1 protein-coding gene is annotated in these 20,525 nt (G+C 76.1%); it reads right to left on the reverse strand.

Features of this window, described 5'->3' with window-relative positions; translation table 11 throughout:
- Positions 1-13 precede the first annotated feature (13 nt).
- A complete protein-coding gene (locus L3i22_RS34645; protein WP_221321698.1) occupies positions 14-20,524 on the reverse strand; it encodes a hypothetical protein in 20,511 nt (6,836 codons plus the stop codon).
- Between the last annotated feature and the right edge of the window lies 1 nt (position 20,525).

Genomic DNA, 20,525 nt, shown 5'->3' on the forward strand with positions numbered 1-20,525 from the left:
ACAGTCGTTCCGGCTACGGAGTCTGTTCGCAGTTCAGATCCGGGTAGTACGTCTGCATCAGCTCCAGGTACAGCGCGCCCAGCTCCTCGCGGGCGCTGCTCGCCTCCGGCATCCGATCCGGCACCGGGATCTCCCGCCGCTCGCCGTCGATCGTCATCCAGGCCCGGACCACCCGCCCTTCGGCGCGTTCCACGGTCAGCTGCGGCCCGGGGTCCCGCGGGGCGACCGGCTCCAGGGTCATCGGCAACTGCGGCGCATCCCGGAACAGCAGATCGGCCTGCTCCCGCGGTTCGAGGCCGTCCTGCCCGACCCCGAGCGGCTCGGGCCGGTCCTGGTCGTGCACGAGCGGCTCGGGCCGGCCCTGATCGTGCACGAGCGGCTCGACCGGGCGGGGGTCCTCGTCGAAGAACGCCGGCGGGATCGCCGGGCCGAGGCCGCTCGGCTGTGCGAGCACGGGCGCGGAGCCGAGCACGGACGCAGGCGCGGGCGCTGAGCCGAGCACGGGACCGAGCGCGGGCGCGTTGGCGGGCAGGGGCGGCTCGTTGACCACCTCGATCAGGCGGGATCGGCCGTCGAGGACGACCCGGTTCCGGGGCGCCGCGATCGCGCCGCCGGTCGAGCCGCGTAGTGCGGTGAGCGCGTCGGCGAAGTCCTGCTGGACCGCGTCCCGGTCCAGGCTGAGCAGGGTGAGCCGGTGGGTGTCCGGCACCCCGAGCGACCCCAGCAGGACGTGCAACTGGGCGGGCGTGTGAGCGACGATCCGCTCGGCGCCGCCCGGATCCCGCACCGCCACCAGCACCGCCGGCCGCTCCGCGGTGGCGGTCGCGTCCCGGTGGACCAGGACGGTGGTCCGGCCGGCGGTCAACGGGATCTGCCTGAGGTCGAGGGTCCCCCAGTCCTCGCCGGTCAGCAGCGCGACCAGGCCCGGCGGGTCGTCCGGAGCCGCGTCACGCCGGCGCTGGTGCACCACCGCGGCCGATTCGCCGGCGTCCCGGGTCTCGGGCGGGACGATGACGATCTCGGGACGTGGCTGGTCATTATCGGTCAGCGGGTCATCGGTCGGCGCGCCCACAATCGTCGGTGGGACGTATCCGCCCCGGGCCGGAGACCCGTGGGACCGCAGATCCGGCACCTCGTCGTCGGAGAGCTCGTCGTCGCTGTTCGTGATGACGAACCGCGGCTCGTCGGTATCCGTGAGCTCGTCGTCGGTGTCCCCGTCCGAGATGACGAACCGCGGCTCGTCGTCGCCGACCAGCGCGGCCGCCGGGTCCGTGGTGACGATCTCCGCAGCCGGGGTGGCGGTGACGATCTCCGCAGCCGGGATCGCGGGGACGATGTCCGGGGCGGCCGGTGGCGCGGCTGGCGCGTCCTGGCCGCCCATCGGGCCCATCGGCACGTAGGTGGCCGGCGGCGGGACGGCCCGCACGACCGCCCGGTCCGCCCACATCTCGTTGATCGCCCGCTGGGCCCCGGCCGTCCCCTCCCCGACCCGCCGGGTGAGCCAGGTCCACGGTGACAGCGCCGGGACCGACGGCACCGGGGCCGGGTTCGCCGTCGCGTCCAGGCTCAGCCCGGCCGGGTCCAGCGCGCTGAGCGCGAGCAGCGCCCCCGGGCTGAGCACGGACAGCGTGCCGGCCCGCCCGGTCAGGTACAACCGCAGGTCGAAGCGGTAGACCCGGAACGGCCGCCGCTGCTCGACGTTGCGTTCGGCGACCGCGCTGGCGCTGATCTCCAGGGCCCGTTCGGTCTCGTAGCCGACGCCCGGGCCACCGGCGAACTCGGCCTTGTCGTCCAGGCCGAACCGCTGGTTCGAGCCGCCGGCGACGCCGCCCCGCGCCTCGTACTCGAATCCGCTGTGGTGCGACCCGCTGGTCGCGGTCTCGGTCTGCTGGTAGCTGCGGCCCTTCATGGTGTCGCCGAGCGCGACGTCCGCGCCGGTCACCTCGTCGTGGATCTGCCAGTAGTGCCCGGCCTCCACGTCGACCCGGACGGTCAGCCCGGTGCCGGGGATCCGGTAGCCGCCCGCGCCGAGCATGGTGTGCAGCCGGGTACGCAGCATCGCGTCGTCGGCGCCGCCCTTGACCAGGGTCCACAGGTCGGAGCCGAAGCCCGAGCCGGCGACCTGGTGGGCGGTGCCGGCCAGCAGGTTCGCCGGCCGGTTCGTCGCGGGCAGGCTGACCGCGCCGGCCCAGGTGCCGATCAGCTCGGCGATGTTCAGCTGGGTGAGCGGGTGCAGCGACGCGTCGTCGAGCAGCACCGCGTTGCGCCGCGCGCGGGCCGACCCCGGCACCGCCCGGTCGGCCGGCAGATCGATCCAGCCGGGCACCGGACGACCGGCCGCCGGGATCGGCGCCCGGACCGGGCCGGCCAGCGCGGTCCACCCGGCGTCCGCCCCGGCCGGCCGGACCAGGAAGTCCGGCACCAGCAGGCGGGCCGAGCCGGTCAGCCGCACCGGCTCCTGGCCCGTGCCGCGGGTGACCCGCCACTCCCAGACCCGCAGCCGGTTCTCGTGCCAGAGCTCCCGGGCGCCCGCCCCGACGCCGAACAGGTCGCCGGCGCCCACCACCAGCCCGCGGAACACGTTCCCGGCCAGCCGCAGGACCTCCGGCTGCTGCCGGGTCAGCGCGATGTCGACGGTGAAGGTGAGCGGCAGCCGGAACTCGTACGAGCTCCGGCCGCCCTTGCGGAAGATGTCCTTCACGGACGTCTCGGTGGTGCTCTCCGACGCGCCGCCGTACCCGGCCTCGACGGCGACCTGCCCGCCGCCGAACTCCGGGATCATCGGGAGGTTGTTCTCCGCCGAGCGCGCGTGTTCCAGCCGGCGGGCGCCGCCGCTGATCCCGCCCTTGACCTTCCAGCTGCGCGACGCGGAGACCGAGTCGCCGCTGGTGCCCTCGGCACGCAGGGTCAGCCCGACGTCGGCGCGCGGCCGGGCGTCGGCGGCGTCCCCCTCCCGCGCCCGGACGTTGAGGTAGAGGAACCGGGTGCCGTACGGCGTGATGATCGGAATCAGACCGCTCACGCCGGAGCCGGTCAGCGCGAAGTAGCGGTTCTCCAGCGCCCACGAGGTGAACCGGCGGATCAGGTTGCGCCGCAGCGAGTCCGGGGCCAGGTCGTCCCGGTCGATCACCCCGTGGTCGTGCAGCTCGTCGAGGATCACGTCGACCAGCCCGTGGTGGGTGAGCAGCTCGGGGTGCCCGACGGTACGGAACAGCGCCGGGTCGATGACCGTCACGCCGTCCACGGTGTCCGGGACCGCCGTGTGCCCGGGCAGGCCCAGGTCGGTGGCCCGGCGCTCGGGCAGCACGAAGTCGACCGCCGCCCGCATCCGCAGGTACCGGCTCACCTGCTGGGTACGCCGCAGCCCGGTGGCGCCGGCCGGGGCCGGGTGGATCGGCAGGCTCGACCACCGCTGCAGGGTGACCTCGAAGATCGGGTCGGCCCGGTAGCCGCGGACCGGCCCGCTGTACGTGGCCCGGCTGACGTCGATGGTGCCCCGCGCGTGCCCCTCGCCGTGACCGCGCCCGGCCTCCCACGCGCCGGACCCGCCCATCCGGCCGAGATATTCGACGAGCTCGACGTGCTGCGTCTCGGGCAGCGCCCGCGAATGCTGCTGGGGCTGGGCCTGCGGCGCGTCCGGCTCCGCGGCGCGGGTCGGGAAGCCGCCGCCGGCCGAGACCTTGACGCTCCCGCCGTGCGAGCGGCCCGAGGACAGCTCCACCGACTGGTTCGACATCGCGTACTGCTCGATCTCGATCTCGGTGGTCGGGTCGATGATCGGGCGGACCTCGGCCGGCGGGATCCGCAGCCGCAGCCGCAGCGCCTGGTGGTGCAGCCCGTCGTCGGGCAGCGCGATGATCCAGCCGTGCTCGTCGCCGGCCTCGGCGAAGTGCGCGCTCCACTGGCTCGGCACGCCGGCCGCCCACAGCTGCGCCGGCCACCGCATCGGGTCGGCGCGCCAGTCGTCGCCGAGGTGGTTGAGCTCGGCGTAGGCGTCCGCCGCGGCCGCCACCAGCTCCGGCATGACCAGGAAGTTCGGCAGTACGGCGCCGGTGCCGTGCCGGTCGAACCGGACGTGCCCGGCGGCCCAGTCGGCGGCGGTCGCGGCCGTGGTGTGCCCGGTCGTCTCGATCTCGGCCATCGGCACCGCGGCGGCCGGCCGGTACTGCTCGGGGTGGGCGAAGATCGCCACCACCGCGTCGGGATGGTCGCGCACGTCCTCGGCCGCGACCGGGTCCGCGGCCGGCGGCACGGTCGCGAGCGGGTCCGCGGCGGCCGGCGCCGGGACCCAGCCGATCCGGTACCGGTGGGTCCGGGACCCGGCCCGGATCGTCGCCTCGAAGGTCAGCAGGTAGTGCAGCTGGTCGACCTGCCCGGTGGTCTCGGTCCGCCGGTACAGCTGCACGTCGTCGCTGATCGCCCGGCCGCTGTCGCGGGAGTGGTCGTAGCCCACCTCGATCTCCGGCGCGGTGATCCGCCGCCGGTCCGGGGTGCGCACCACGAGGGCCCCGTCGACCCCCGCCCCGCCGCTGAGCGAGTCCCCGACCGACGCCTCGCTCGACTCGCCGACCAGCGAGCGGGTGTTGACGTCCATCGGATACCGCGAGCGCCCGGCGATCCGCTGCTCCAGCCGCCCGGTCAGCAGGATCCGGACCGTCCGGCCGCCGATCCGGACGTCGAAGCGCAGCCCGGCCAGCGACCGGCTCAGGTCGGCCTCCAGCGCGTCCCGGCCGGCGTGCGCGCGCACCACCTTGACCGCCTCGGCCGGCAGGTCGGCGTGGCCGGTGATCTGCCGCAGCGCGGTCAGGATCGTGGTGGACACCCGCTCGGCGCCGGGCAGCCGCAGCGTGGTGGCCGCGCCCATGCCCCGGCGGGCGGCCAGCGGCCGCGGCTCGTACGCGGCCGGGGTGGCCCGCAGCCGCGGCCGGGCCTGCGGGGTCACCGTGCCGGGGGCGATCCGGCCGGGCGGCACGGCCGTGCCCGGCGCGGTCCGCCGCTCGCCGAGCAGCCGGTCCAGGTCACGTTCGGCGCGCGCGGCGGCGCCGGGCGCCGGTTCGGGCCGGGTCCGGGCCGGCTGCCCGGCGAGCAGCCGCCGGCCGGTCATCGCCGTCTCGAAGTCGGCGCGTTCGTCGACCGGCACGCCGAACTCGGTGGTCAGCCGCTGCTCGATCGGCTCCGCACCGACGTTGCCGTGCGCGGTCAGCACGGCCCGGACGGTGACCCGGAACCGGGACTGGTCGGCCTCGCGCTTGAGCACGGTGTGGTTGGAGATCTTCTCGCCGAGCTTGGCGCCGGTCTCCCGGCTGTGCCCGGCGTGCAGGCTGCCCTCGATCGAGCCCTGCACCCGCGGGCCGGGGTAGTCCTCGGCCGGCCGGTGGGTGCGCAGGCCACTGGCGCCGCCGGAGATCTCCAGGCCGACGCCGCTGGTGCCGGCCCGGCCCTGCGAGCCGCCGGCGCCGATGCCCTGGTCGTCGCGGACCGCGACGGCCGGGGTGTCGCCCAGGTACTCGATCTCCAGCGGTTGCAGGTCGAGGTGCAGCCGCATCCGGTGGCGGCCGAACCGGCCGTCCGCGGTGATCTCGTCGGAGATGTCGCCGCCGTTGAGCAGCTGCCGGTTGCGGTTCAGCACGGCCCGCTCGTTCAGCAGGCCCCGGACCGCCTCGCTGACCAGGTGCGCCGCCGCCTCGGCGCCGGTCCGCGGGGTGAGCCGGGCGGCCAGGTCCAGCACCAGCGGCCGGAGGTTGATCGCGTTGAGCACCTCGTGCGCCCAGGACGACGTGCGCTCGCCGGTGTTCGCCGGGGGCGCGGACGCGACCGGTGGCGCCGCGGTCGGCCGGACCGTGGCGGCCTCGGACGCGGTGTACTGCGCGGGGAACTGCGCGGTCACCTCGAACCGGGCGGCCGGGACCGGATGGATGCCCTGGTGCGCGCCGTCGACCGCGACCCGGATGTCGATCCCGGCCCGGAACCGGTTGGTGCCCTTGACGAACATCTGCCGGCCGGCGACCACCCGCCAGGCCTCCGAACGGCTGTTCTTGGTGCCCGCCTCGAACGACACCGGGAGCCCGGTGGTCCCGCGCGCCACGTGCTCGAAGAACCGCAGGAACAGCAGCTCGACGCCGAGCCCGAGACTGCCGGAGAGCTCACCGGCGCGCTCCGCGGCGACCTCGGTCGACCCGAAGTTGACCTTGAAGACGGTCGGCTCGTCCCGGCCGGGCGGCGGCAGCGCGTTGGCGTCGTTGAGCGACAGGTGCAGCGACACCACGCGGCCGCCGGCCGCGAAGTGCAGACCCTCGTGGAAGGCCCGGTCCCAGCGCTCCAGGAACTCGTCGCGCTCGGTGTCGCGGCGCGCCCCGGTCGGCGGCACCTGCCGCAGCAACGGGCGCAGCTGCCGGATCACCTCGGCCGTGATCGGCTCGCCGGCGAGCAGCGCGATCGCGGCGGCGGCCTGCTCGACCGTGCCGGGCGCCGGGTCGAGCCGGGTGTCCCGGACGCTGAACTGCCCGAGCGCGCCCTGCTCGACGTACCAGGGCAGGCCCGGCTCGGGCGGGGCCGGCGGAACGACCGGCGGGATCACGACCGGCGGCGGCGCCAGCGGATGATCGACCACCGGCTGCCGGCCCGGCGTGGCAGCCGACGACGGCCCCGGCTGACCGATCCCGATCACCGGCGCGGCCGGCGGCACGGCCGAGCTCGACGGCGGGGCCGGGTCGGTCGACTCGGACGGGACCTCGCCCAGATAGAACACCTCGAAGTCGAGGTCCTGGTCGGTGAACTCCTCCACCCGGGCCCAGATCCCGGCCGGGACGTCCACTCCGGGCAGGCCGACCGCGACCGGCGCCCGCGCGCTCACCGACTCGTCGATCCGGGCGCGGATCAGCGTCGCCCAGTCCGCCGGAACGCTCGCCGGACGAGCCCAGAGCCCTTCCTCGCGCAGCTCCAGCACCCATCCGTCGGGCAGGTCCAGCACCTCGACGACACCGTCGGAGTCCGGCTCGGCCGGGGCGGGCTCGGCCGGCTCGGCGGGGGCCGCCGGGGCCAGCGCCGCGTACCGGCCGCCGTCGTGCAGCACATGGACCGAGGGCAGCCCCGGGTCCCCGGTCGTCGCCAGCACGGCGCCGTCCGGACCGATTTCGACCACTCGCCACCCCAGCGCGAGCGCCGCCGCGCGCAGGAGCAGCGGATCGGTCCACGACGTGCGCAACTCCGGGTTCCGCAGCGCGTCCAGGACGAACTGCGCCGGGCTCGGCAACGCGGTCTCCTCCTGCGCCGCCCGCAGATACTCGATCAGGGTCCGGCGCCCGGGGTCAGCCGGATCCGCGGTGTTGGCGACCGCCCAGGTCAGCGGCACCGGGCCACCGGAAACCAGCTGGGCGAAGTCGGGTGGCAGATAGTCCAGGATCGCATCGCCGAGCGCGTCGAACACCCCGAGACCGGCCCCGCCGCGCCGGGCAGCCTGAATCCGCCGCATGGTCAGATCCCGCAGGCCGGCGACCGGGTCACCCTCTGCGGTCGCCGCCGGGCCGCTTCCGCTTGCGCTTGCTTCCTGGGGTACGGCCGCAGCCGTCACGTCCAGCCCCTGCGCCCCGGCCGCGGCCAGCAGCGCCACGAACGCGTTGTCGGCACCCGCTGGGACCTCGACCACCGCCCGGTCGCCGGCTACCCGGCCCGGCGCCGACGGCTCCCCCGGAGCGGTCCGGCCGAGCGCGACGCCCTCGACCGCCGGGTCGTCCTCGGCGACGACCCCGTCGAACGCGTGGACCACCGGTGGGTCGTCCAACCGAAGTCCCGGGACGCGGTCGTTGACCACGTCCCAGGATTCGTCGCTCTCCTGCGGCGGGGCGTACTGGTACAGGTGCCACGCCCGGCCCTCCTCGGTGACCAGCGTGATCTCCCGCGACCGGCCGGTGCCCACGACGATCCGGGAGCGCGGCGCGACGATGCTGCCGCCGGCCGGTCCGCGCAACCGCGCCAGGGCGGTCGCGAACCCGCCCGGCACCGGCTGGGTGTCGCAGCTGACCAGGGTGAGCTGCAGTTCGTCGGGGACGCCTTGGGCGCGCAGCAGTCCGAGCAGCTGCTCGGGGGTCCGGGGCACCCGCACCTCGGAGTCGGGCCCGGCCGGGCGGACCGCCACGTCGACGAGCGGGCGCTCCGGCGTGGAGTCCGGCGACTCGTGGACCAGCAGCACCGTGCGGGCGTCGGTCAGGGTGATCGCCGAGTGGTCCAGGGCCGCCCACTCCGCCGACGGGAGCAGCGAGAGCAGCGAGGGCGGGCCGGTACGGTCGGCGGCGGCACGCCAGTGCGTGTGCACGACGGGCGCCGGCTCCGCCGTACCCAAGGAATCTGATCTTGGGGAAGCGAAGCCGGCGGCGGCCGGCGGCGCCTGCGCACCGGCGGACCCGGCGCCGATCCTCGGCGCTCGCGGCGGGGGCGGCAGGATGCGCAGCGGGGCGGGCCGGGGCGGCAGGGCGGCGCGGATCGGCGCCGGACGGGTGCGCGGCAGGTAGATCGGCAGGGCGAGGTCGGGTTCGAAGACGCCGCGGGCCGAGCGGATCCAGCGCGGGATGGCCGCGAGCCGCCGCAGCAGCTCGGGCACGCCCCCGGCCAGCTCGAAGTTCCGCAGATCGAAGTTCGGCAGCAGACCGGCGAGGGCGGGCGGCGCCGGCCGGGTTCGCGGGCCACCGGTGTGCGGGGCGGGCGCGGTGATCGGCGGATGCATCTCGCCCGGCGTGGTGGCGCTGAGTGCCAGCAACTCCTCCGGCACGTCGACGATCAGGGTGCCGGCCGCACCGGTCAGGTAGAGCGTGGCCCGGAACTGGAAGACGTGGTACGGCTGGCTCTGCTCGACGTTGCGCTCGGCGACCGAGCTGCCGGCGATCTCGAGGGAGCCCTCGGTGGCGTAGTCGTAGCCGATCTCCCCGCCGAGGTCCGGCTTGAAGTTCGGCCGGCGCCACTCCAGGCTGCTGCCGCCGGCGCCGACCACGAACCCGTGCCGGGAGCCGGCCGACGTCTCCTCCGCCGGCGCGGTCTTCACCTGCTGGTAGTTGCGGCCCTTGTGGACGAAGGCGAGCGGGTTGCCGTCGGCGTCCCGCCAGTACTGCCCGCCGGTGACGTCGAGGCGGGCGGTGATCCCGGTGCCGGGGATCTGGTAGCCGCCGGCGCCGAGCAGCCGGGACATCCGGGTACGCAGCATCGAGTCGCTGGCCCCGCTGCGCAGCCGCAGCCCCAGGTCGGTGGCGAAGCCGGCCAGGCCGGCCGGCGCGTCGCGGGCGGCCGGGTCGGGTACCCGGCTGCGCACCGGCATGGTCACCAGGCCGGCCCACTGCTGGACGGCCCGGGCGATCGGCAGCGTGGAGAGCGGGTGCAGGGTGCGGTTGTCGGCCAGCACCGCGTTGAGCGGGCGGCCCCGGCCGGCCAGGTCACCCCAGCGGGCCCGGCCGGCCGGCGGCGTGGCCGGGACGTGCGGCAGCGGGGTCCAGCCGGCCCGCGGCGCGGCAGCGCCGTGCGGCACGGTCAGGTAGCTCGGGACCAGCAGCCGCACCGATCCGGCCCGGACCGCGGGCAGCGCGTTCTCGTTGGTCCAGTGGAAGAACGGCAGGTGCCAGGCGTTCCCGGCCCGGCGCGCCCAGCCGCCGAAGCCGGCCAGGTCGGCGGCGCCGCGGAAGAGCCGGCCGAGCCCGGCGAGCGGCGCCTCGACCAGGGCCGGCTTCTGCCGGGTGATGCCGATCCGGACGGTGAAGGTCAGCGGCATCTCGAACTCGTGCGAGACCTTCACGCCGGCGCGGTAGATGTCCTTCTCGACGGTGTCCTCGGAGCGGGTGGCGGACCGCTCGTACGAGCCGTGCACCCCGCCCTGCGCCCCGCCGAACTCGGGTCCGCGGTTGTGCGGCGGCTGCGGCATCTCCTCGTGGTCGAGCACCCGGTCACCGCCGGACACCGACCAGCTCTTGCCGAACGAGCGCGACCGCGACTCGGAGCGCCCCTCCTGGCCCTCGCCGCGCAGCGTCAGCGAGACCCGCGGGCGCGGCCGGTCGGCGGTGACCGGTCCCTCGGCGGCGGTCACGCTGATGTACACCCACCGGGTGCCGAACCTGGTCAGCACCGGGATCCAGGCGTTGACGCCGGTGCCGGTCAGCGCGAAGTACCGGTTCTCCAGCGCCCAGCCGGAGTAGCGCCGGGTCAGCGCCCGGTCCAGCCGGTCCGGCACCGGGCGACCGGGATCGATCAGGTTCTGCTCGGTCAGGATCCGGCGGATCGCGGGCAGCACGTCACCGGCGTCCAACCGCTCCGGGTGACCGGTCGCGCGCAGCAGCCGGGGGTCGATGACGTCGCGCTGCCGGACCGCCGGGGTGCCCCGGTCCGGGTCGGCCCGCAGGCCCAGGTCGATCGCCCGGCGCTCCGGCAGGATGATCTCCAGGCCGCCGTGCACGGTGAGGAACTGCTGGTAGGAGACCGCGGGCGGGGCCGGCTGGTGCAGGGGCAGGCCGCCGGGCGGCACCGGCGTCTCGGCGGTGTCGGCGACGTCGTCGTCCCAGCGCAGCGCGGTGACCTCGAAGACCGGCGAGCCGCGGTAGTGGTCGACCGCCTCCTCGTAGGTGGCCCGGGTGATGTCGAGGTTGCCGTGGTTGCGGGCCGTGCTGTGGCCGGGCTCGTAGCTGAGCCCGCCCTCGGCGCTGACCCCGCCCAGGAACCGCATCGGCTCCTGGTGCGGGGCCTCCTCGGCGCGGCGCTCGACCTCGGGCGCGGCCTGTTCGTGCAGGTGGTTGTAGCCGCCGCCGAGCTTGCCGGCGAACTTCTGGGCGCCGGCGGTGGTGTACTTGACGGTCGGGGCGGACATCGCGTACTGCTCGACCTCCACCCCCTTGGCCCAGCTCCGGACGCGGGTGGCGGCGGTCCGGGGCAGTCGCATCCGCAGCCGGACGGCCTGCCGGAACCCGTTCGCGTCGGGCAGCGACAGCACCCAGCCGTCCGCGCTGACCAGCTCGGTGAAGTGCGCGGCCAGCTCGCTCGGCACGCCCAGCGCCCAGACCTCGGCCGGCCAGTTCATCGGGTCCCGGGCCCAGTCGTGCAGCGGGTCGTGGGCGTCGCCGGTGTCGGCGTGGCCGTTGAGGTTGCCGTAGGCCCGCGCGCCCGCCGCGACCAGCTCGGGCAGCGCCGCGAAGGTCGGGAAGAGACCGGCCACGCCCTGCTCGAACGGCACCCGATCGGCGGTGAAGGCGGCCGGCGGCGCGGCGGCCGGCCGCATCTGATCGGCGGTGGCCGACTCGGCCGCGTCCGGGGTGTACTCCACCGGCACGGCGAGGACGCCGACCACGGCGCCGCCCGACGCCGACACCGCGGCGGCCGGCACCGGGCGGGCGAGCGCCGGGCCCTTGCCCTTGCCGGGCGCGGCGGCCGGCGGGGTCCAGCCGATCGAGTGCGTCTCGGTGGCGCCGCCGTGCCGGATCGTCGCCTCGAAGTTCAGCAGGTAGAGCAGCTCGTGGACGTCGCCGGTGGTCTCGGTACGCCGGTACAGCTGCATCGCGTCGCCGACCGTCAGCTCGTCCTCCCAGCTGCGGCCGTACCCGAGGTCGACGTCCGGGAACGTGCCCCGGTCCGCCTCGCCCCGCCGCATGGTCGCGCTGCCGCCGATCCCGCCCTCGACCGAGTACCCGGTGGCCAGCGACGCCTCGTTGCCGGCGCCGAGCAGGGCCCGATGGTTGACGTCCATCGGGTACCGGGTGCTCGCGTCGATCCGGTTCTCGATCCGGCCGGTCAGCAGGACCGCGAACGTGCGGGCGCCGATCCGGACGTCGAACCGGACCCCGACCAGGGCCCGGGTCAGGTCCGCCTCCAGCGCGGAGCGGCCGATCCGGGCGTACACCTGCTCGGCGGCCTCGGGTTCGTAGGCCGCGTCACCGGCGTGCCGGTGCAGCGCGGCGAGCACCGTCTCGGCGACCCGCTCGGCGCCGGGCAGGTGCAGCACGGTGGCCGGGCCGAGCCCGCGCCGGGCGGTCAGCGCCGGCGGCTCACCGTCCGCCGCGGTCGACACCAGCAGCGGCCGGGCCTGCGGGATCGGCACCCGCGCCGGGCGGCGGCCGGGGACCGGGAGGTTGGTGGCCCGGGTCTCGCGGGGCCCGAACCGCGCGTCCAGGCCGGCGTCGGCGGCCGGGTCGACGGTCGCCGCCGGCCGGGGCGCGAGCGCCGGGGCCGGCACCCGCACGGTCAGGTCGCGGCCGGTCAGCGCGTGCTCGAACCGCTGCCGCTCGGCGGCCGGCACGCCCATCTCGGTCACCAGGACCTCGACGACGTCCGGGATCCCGGCGTGCCCGTGGGTGGTCAGCTCGGCGCGGACCCGGACCCGGTAGCGGGCCTGCTCGGCCACCCGCTTGAGCACGGTGTGGTTGGCCGACTCGGCGTCCAGGCCGCCACCGGTGGTGCGGTCGATCCCGCCGCCGAGCGTCGCCTCGATCGCGCCACGGGTGCGCAGGTCCGGTTCCGGCAGGTCGGACTTGAGGCCGGACGCCCCCGCGGTGCCCTTCAGCCCGACACCGCTGGCGCCCTTCTGCCCGTCCGAGCCGCCCGCGCCGATGCCGTGGTCGTCCCGCACCGCGACCCCGCCGGTGGTGCCGAGATAGGTCACCTCGACCGGGACGAGCCGGAGCCCGAGCCGCACCTGATGTTCCAGGATCGGCACCCGGTGACCGTGGATCCGGCGCTCGGCGGTCAGCTCACCGGAGATGTCGCCGCCGGTGAAGAGCCGGCGGTTGCGGTTCAGCGCGGCCCGCTCGTTGAGCAGCTGGGTCACGCCGGCCCGGGCGATCGAGGTGGCCGCCTCCGGGCCCAGCGCCGGGACCAGGGCCCGGTGCCACGCGGTGATCAGCGGTTCCAGGTCGGCCGCGGTGAGCACCTCGTGCGCCCAGGACGGCTCGGCGCGACCCGCCTCGGGCAGCGGCGCCGCGGGCACGGCGGCCGGGTCCGGGCGGATCGCCTCGGCGGCCTCGGTCACGTACTGCGCCGGGAACTGCGCGGTGAGCCGGTAGTCGGCCGGGCGCAGGACGGCGTGCGCGGTGCTGGCCACGCCGTTCAGGTGCACCTCGAACCGCAGGCCGGAGTCGAACCGGGCGCGCCCGCTGACGAACATCTGCCGGCCGGCGACCAGGCGCCAGTCCGACGAGCGGGAGCCGCCCAGCGCGGCCGAGGCGGTCAGCGGGATCCGCAGCTGGCCCCGGGCGATGTGCTCGAGGAACGCCAGGAACAGCAGGGTCGCGTCGGCGCCCGGCCCGGCCTCGTGCTCGCTCGCGTGGCCGGCCGAGATGTCCGACGACGAGAAGTTGACCTTGAAGACCGAGGGCTCGCCCTTGACCGGCGCCGGACCCGGCCGGCTGTCGTCGAGCCGGACCCGCACCCAGACCAGCCGGTCGCCGGCCCACAGGTGCAGGCCCTGGGCGAGCGCGGCGTCCCAGCGGTCCAGGAACTCGTTGAACGCCGTCTCCCGGCGGCCGGTCGCCCGCGGCGGGACCGCCAGCAGGTCGGTCAGCTCGGCGGTGATCGCGTCGCGGATCGCGGCCCGGGCGGCCTCGTCCAGGTCACGCACGTTGGCCAGGCTCCGGTGGAGCCGGGCGGCGACCCCGGCGGCCAGTCCGGCGGCGGTCCGGCCGGGTCGCATCTCCGCCGACCCGACGCCGATCTGGCCGAGGGCGCCGTGCTCGACGTACCAGGGCAGCCGGGTCGCCGGAGCCGGACCGGCCGGCGGCGCGGGCGGCGGCGGCGCGGGCGGCAGGCCCGGCGGCGGGGCGGCGACCGGCACCCAGGCCTGGTAGTGCTGGGCCTCCCGGCTGTACGCCACGTAGATCGGCTCGGTGCCGGGCTGGTCGTGCATCACCACGGGCTGATCGCCGGCGTCCGTACGGACCTGCACCAGGGTGCGGCCCAGCGCGATGCCGAGGACCGCCATCAACGCGCTGCCCAGGTCGACGCCCTCGTCGCCGAGCTCGGCGGTGGCCGGGCCGGTCGAGCGCCAGTTCCAGTCCAGCGCGGCGGCGGCCAGCTCGGCCGGCAGGTCGGTGCCGGGCGGCAGGCCCGGGAACGCGATGAGCAGGCGGTTCACGTACTGCGTCACCGGCGAGTCGGGCACCGCGCCGAGCAACGTGTCGACCACGTGCCACTGCAGGACGGCCGCGATGTCGTCGATCCGGGGGCCGGGGGCCGCGGCCGGCGTACGCAGGGCGCGCAGCCGGGCCAGTGCGTCCTCCGGCATGCCGGGCAGCGCCGCGACCACCTCGGGGGCGCTGACCGCGGTGGCCAGCAGCAGGCAGCGTTCGCCCGCGCCCGGCACGTCGACCGCGGCGCCCGCCGGGGCCACGATCCGGGTCTCGGGCAGCAGCGTGCGGAACTGCTCGTCGCCGCGCGTGGTCCGGACCCGGGACGGGCCTGCCGTCGTCGGCCCGGGCAGGTACTGGCCGCTCCGGTTGCCGGTCAGACGGATCCGGACGTGCTCGCGGACGGCCCGGGAACGCTGCTCCCGGCCCTGCCGCACGAGCGCCGCCGCGGCGGCGAGCTCGTCCGGGTCCTGCGGCGCCCGGGGCGCGGCGCCGCTGATCGGAATCGGACGGTCGACGCCGTGGTAGTGCCCGTCGACGCCGGGCTCGCCGACGATCGCCTCGAGCAGTTGCAGATGCCGTGGGCGCAGGCCGCGCCACGCCAGGCCGGCCTCCTCCGGCAGCTCGTGGTACCGGCCGAGCAGGCTGCCCGGGACGTTCGCCCGGCCCGGCGTCGCCCGGCTCCGGGACTCGTCGCGCAGGCCGAGCTGGTGCAGCAGCTCGTGCGCGGCGTCGACCGGGCGGGCGTCGGCCGGCCAGTGGTAGAGGTCCATCGCCGCGCCGGGCTCACGCACGGTGATCGGCAGGTGCGCGCCGTCGGCCGACTCCACCCACTCCATCGTGACGTGCAGCAGGTCACCGCTGGTGGGCAGCCGGTAGCCGGGCTCGTTCAGGTAGGTCGCGACGCCCCGCTCGGCGACCGCGCGCAGGGCCGGGTCGGCCAGGTGCGCCCGGATCGTCACGGCGGTGACCATCCGATCCCGGTAGGCGACCCGCCGGACGGCGAAGTAGGACCGCACCAGCTCCGGCTCGCCGTCCCGGGTGCTGGTCGGATCGGTCCAGCCGTGCGACCGGACCGCCTCCGGGGCGTCCTCGAACGCCTCGATCCAGGCCGTGTCGGCCGGATCGACCCGGACCGGGAGATCGCCGACCAGGCCGACCCGCAGCGCACCGCGGGTCGCCGGCGGCATCGCCCGGACCAGGTCGGCGACCACGTCCAGCACCGCGGCCGGCACCTCGCGGCCGGGCACGCCCAGGGTCAGCGTGCCGATCACGTCCGGGGACGCGGCACGGATCCACTCGGCGGCGGCCGGGTCGGGGTAGGCCGGGCGGGCCCAGACACCGCCGGCCAGCTCCTCCAGCAGCCAGCCGCCGGGCAGCGTGACGTTGGCTTCCACGGCCTGGCCGGCGGGCACGACCCACTGATGGGTGGCCCACGGGCGCAGGGTGAGACCGCCGTCGGCGTCCACCGGGACGACCCGGACCGACTCCGGCAGCGGCGCCGTGGCACGGGCGTTGCCGGGCACCCGGACGGCGAGGCCCAGCTCCGCCGCGAGCGGCCCGGCGGCGTCCACGGTCAGGTCGTCGGCGAGCAGCTCACGGCCGATCAGCGGGGCCGGGCGGCGACGGTTGCGGGAGGCGATCCCGAGACGCTCGCCCTCCAGCCGCGCGCCGGACGGACCGAGATGCCAGTAGGCGTGCGCCAGCCGCACCGCGTCGGACGCGAACGTCCGGGGGCCGACCGGGATGCCGTCGCCGGGCTCGATCGGGCCGGCGGTCTCCGGGAAGATCCGGGTGATCAGGTCCAGCAGACCGGAGCGGTGGGCCGGCGCCAGCGTCGCCGCCCAGGCCTCGAGCTCGCCGAACGGCATGGTCGCGGCGCGACCGGGCCACGACGCCACCGGCGGAAGCCGAAGAACCCCTTCCGGTGCGCTGATCGCTTCCGGTCCGGCGGTCCCTCGCGGTTCGCTCCATTCCTTCGGTACGCCGATGGCCGCCGGCACGTCCTCCCGGAGCGGTCCCGCCGAAGCCGAATCCGCGCGGGCCCGCCAGGCGGCACCCAGCTCCTGCCGGGCCACGACGAGGGCCTGCCGGGCCGTCTTGACGTTCCGCCTCGCCGTGACCACGGCCGCCCGGTCGGCGGGCAGCCCCCGGGTCAGCGCCGCGACCGTCCGCAGCTCACCGGGCGACAGCGCACCCCTCGACCGGAGGGCGCCGAGCTCGCTCTCGTGCCCGGCCAGCCGATCGACCGCGACCCGCCACTGCCGGACGGCCGCCCGCGCCCTCGCCGCCACGGTCGCCTCGTGCCGGCTCGCCTGCGCGAACGCCTCCTGCTCGGGGCTCCGCGCCGGCCGTACCCCGGCCGAGCCCGCCTTGACCGGGGCCGCCTTGACCGGGGCCGCCTGGGCTTGCTCCAGCCGGGCCCGGGCCGCGTCCAATCGTTGCCGGGCGGCGGCCAGGTGCTGCTCCGCGCTCTGCAGGCGCTGCTCGGCGTCCCGCACCCGGGCGCCGCTCACCTGCTGCGCCCGGGCCCAGATCAGGTCCCGGCCGGTCGCCGCCCGGGTCGCCCGCTGGGCCGGGTCCAGCCGGGGCCGCCACCGCAGGCCGGTCAGCACCCGCTGGTCCCGCCGGACCCGCTGCGGCAGGTCCCGCTGGACGTCCCGGGCCCGGGTCGCCTCGGACCGGGCCGCCTCGACGTCCCGGCTCGCCTGATCGACCGCCCGATCGTGCCCGGCCAGCGGTCCGCCGCCACCCAGCGCAGGGGTCTTCGCCGGTTTCGGGGCCGGCGCGGGTTCAGCCGCCGGGCCGGGTTTGGCCGCGTTGATCGCGGCCAGGCGGTGCTGGGCGGCGGCGAGGCGCTGCTCGGCGTTGGTCAGGCGCTGCTCGGCGGCGCGGACCACGGTTCTGGTCGATCGCTGGTCGCGGACCCAGGTCAGGTCCCGGCGGGTCGCGGCCCGGGCCGCGTGCTGCGCGGGGGTGTCCGGCTTGCGGCCTCTCAGGATCTGCTGGTCCTGCCGCTCGCGCCGGGGCAGGTCGCGCTGGATCTCCCGGGCGCGCAGCAGGTCGGTGCGGGCGCTCGCCACCTCGTGGGTCGCGGCCCGGATCGTCTCGGGCACGCCCGGCTTCCCGGTCGCCGGCTTGCTTCCCGCGGCCGGCTTGCCCTCAACCGCCGGCCTGCCGCCGGCAACCGGCTTTCCCTCGACAACCGGCTTTCCGTCGACAACCGGTTTGCCGTCAACGACCGGTTTGCCGTCAACGAGCGGTTTGCCGTCAACGAGCGGCTTCGTGGCAACCACCGGCTCGGCGCCGGCAACCGGCTTGGTGCTGGTGGAAGGCTTGCCTCCGGTGGTTTCGGTGGCGGGCCGGGCGGCCTCGGCCCGCGGCGCGCCGGAGCCGTCGTGCGTCCCGGAGGTGGCCCGGGGCGGAGCCGGGCGTTCCGGGGCGACGACGGTGACCTCGGAACGGCCGGGCCGGGCCACGGTCGTGCCGGACGGTCCGGGCCGTTCCGAGGTCGCGGTCAAGGCATCGGAGCCACGCCGCCCACCGCCGGTCAAGGCATCGGAGCCACGCCGCCCACCGCCGGTCACCGCCTCGGGACCGGGGCGGCCACCGCCGGGCAGGGCGCTGCCCGGGTCGGGCGTGCGGGTCGGGCCGGGGATCCGGCTCGGGTCGTGGGCGGCCGGGGCGGCGTCGCGGTTCGGGCGGGCCGGCAGGTGGCTCGGGTCGCCGCCGGTGTTGCGGGTGGTGGCCGGTGGGGGCTCGGCGATCCCGGTCTTCGTGGACTCCTCGGTGAACCGGATGGTCCGGGTCGGGGCGGTCGTGGTGTGCGAGCCCTCCCCACGGTCGGCCAGTCCCAGGCCACCGGATCCGCCGCCACCGCGCGGGGCGCCGCCGGGGCGGTCGCTGCCGGGGCGCGGGCCGGCGACCGGGCCGCCGTGGCCGCCCATGTCCGGGGCGCGCAGGGTCAGGTCGCCGGAGGCCGGGTCGTAGCGCAACGCCCGTACGTCAATCCTGCCTGGATTTTGATTGACCAACCGACCGTCGGCACCGATCGCGAGCTGCGGCCGGTCGTCACCGGTCGCCGCGAACCGGACCTCGCCGGGCCTACCGGTCCCCGGCTCGATCTTGATCGCGGTGAGCTTCTCGCCGGCGCCGCGCGGCACCGGGGTCGCGTCCGGACCGTTGTCGCCGAACCGGAAGTAGCGGCTCTCCGCCTGCGGCGTGGTGACCGCGGCGCGGCCCGGCTCCGCGCCGCGGACCACGGTCCAGCGGCCGGTGTCCGGGTCGCGGATCAGCACGCCCGCCTCGCCCGGGCCACCGACCCGCTCGACGTGCGCGGTGCCGTAGGGCGTCCCGCCGTGGAACTCGCCGATCCCGTCCGGGCCGAGCCGGGCGTATCCGGTCTCGCCGTTCTTCGGGGGCGAGGTGGTCATCGCGGCCGGGTCGTGCTGGTAGGTCTCCAGGTGCGTGCTGCCGTCCGCGTCGCGGCGCAGGAACTGGAACGGCCGCGTCCCGCTGGACGACGTCACCGGGCCCCGCGCCGGACCGGCCGGCGCGCTGTCGTGCACGGTGACCGTGGTGACCTCGAAGCGGTGACTCTGCGTGTTGTAGGTCAGGATCCGGTCGCTGCGGCTGCCGTAGCCGAACTCGGCGCCCTGCCGGTCCCAGGCCCGGTTGGTGTACACGCTGTCGCCGACCACGGCGGGGTCGTGCGCGGTCTCGCCCGGGCGCAGGGTGATCTCGGTGGCCTTGCCGGTCTGCGGGTCGATCTCGTAGAAACGGGTCTTCGACGGCGTGCTCGCGGACTCCGGGACGTCGCGGACCGGGGCCGGGTTGCCGCCGAGCCGGTTGCCCTCGCCGGGGAACTGGTTCCGGGTCTGCAGGGTGACCAGTTCCCGCTGGTCACCGGTGACCCGGATGGCCTGGCGGACGACCGGTTCGGCGGCCTGGGTGCGGGCCAGCTGCAGTTCGTGCCGGGCCTTGGCGTCCTTCCACAGGCCGGCCAGTGGGTCCGATTTGTCGCCCTTCGAGGTGGTCGGCGGGGTCTCCGCGACACCGGGGGACGTCTCGTTGTGGGTGGCGGAAGTGGCCGTGCGCCCGGGCGTGGCGGTCGCGCCGGGACCCGTGGAGGTCCGGGTAACGGGCGGCCCTTCCGCAGCCGTTGTCGTGCCCCGGGTGATCGGCGGGGCATCGGTCGCCGCCGTCCCGCGGACCCCGCCCGGCGGCGTCACGCTCCCCCGGTTCACCGTCACCGGCTCGTGGACGCTGCCCCGGGTCCCCGGCAACTCCCCGACCGGCACGGTCCCCCGGGTATTACCGGGTGTGATCCCGCTCCGGGCCGGATCCACCGGCCGCGCGACCACCGGCACGTCCCCGCCACCGCGCACCACGACCGGCGCCGGCGTCGCCACCCGGTCCGGCGCGATCGGGGTACGCACCCCGGTCCCCCGCGGCACCAGGTCCGGCGTCTGCAGCCGGATCTGGTTCCCGTTGACCCCGAGCGGGTCGAGCCGCCCGATGTTGGTGTGCGGCACCCCCGTCGACAGGTGGATCTCGTCGATCGCGGGGGTCCGGACCCCGGTGACCTGACCGACCCGGCCGGGGATGCCGTCCACGCCCCGGGGCACCAGTTCCGGCCGCGAGCCGATCCCGTGGATCCCGCCGTAGAGTCCGCCGAACCCGGCCGCCATCAGCCCGTCGGCGACCGTGTAGTGGTTCTGGACGTGCTCGATGCTCGCGCCGATCTGCCGCGCGACCCAGTCGGTGCCCACGCCGACGCCCGCGCCGACCACCGCGTTGCGGCCGAACAGGACGGTTTCCTGGGCCAGCGCCGGCAGGTTGCGGTAGACGCTCGCGCCGTAGTTGACGCCCCGGGCGATCTGCACGATGGCCGGCGAGTTGTGGAAGACGTCGGCGACGAACGTGACCGACCGCATGAACGGGGTCGCGACGAACCGTTCCAGGTTGGTGAGGAACGTGCCGAGCGCCTCGAACCGGCTCACCACGTTGGTCACGAACGTCGAGATCCGGGCCAGCTGGGTGGCGAGCCGGCTGGCGATACCGATCAGCACCGCCCCGATCGCGAACGTCTCGGCCAGCATGGTGGCGAAGCCGAACAGGGTCAGGATGGCCACCGCGATCGCCATCGCGGCCTCCTGCCGGCGCAGCTCGGCGAGCGCCTCGTCGACCTGCTTGGCGTAGCGGTGCAGGGCGTACCCGATCTCCCAGCAGTTCCGGGCCTGGGCCACCAGCAGCGCGTACACGCTGTTCTCGCCGGCCGCGAGGACCATGTGGGCCTGGAACGCGGCCTTGCCGTTCCACGTCGCGAACAACGCGTTGCCGTCGTTGAGCATCGACACGGCGGTCTCGAACAGGGTGTCGCCGGCGGTGATGAAGTCGTTGCCGAGCTGGACGATCGGCCCGGTGTCGAATTCGGCGCCCACG

This window comes from Actinoplanes sp. L3-i22 (genome assembly GCF_019704555.1).
Lineage (GTDB): Bacteria > Actinomycetota > Actinomycetes > Mycobacteriales > Micromonosporaceae > Actinoplanes.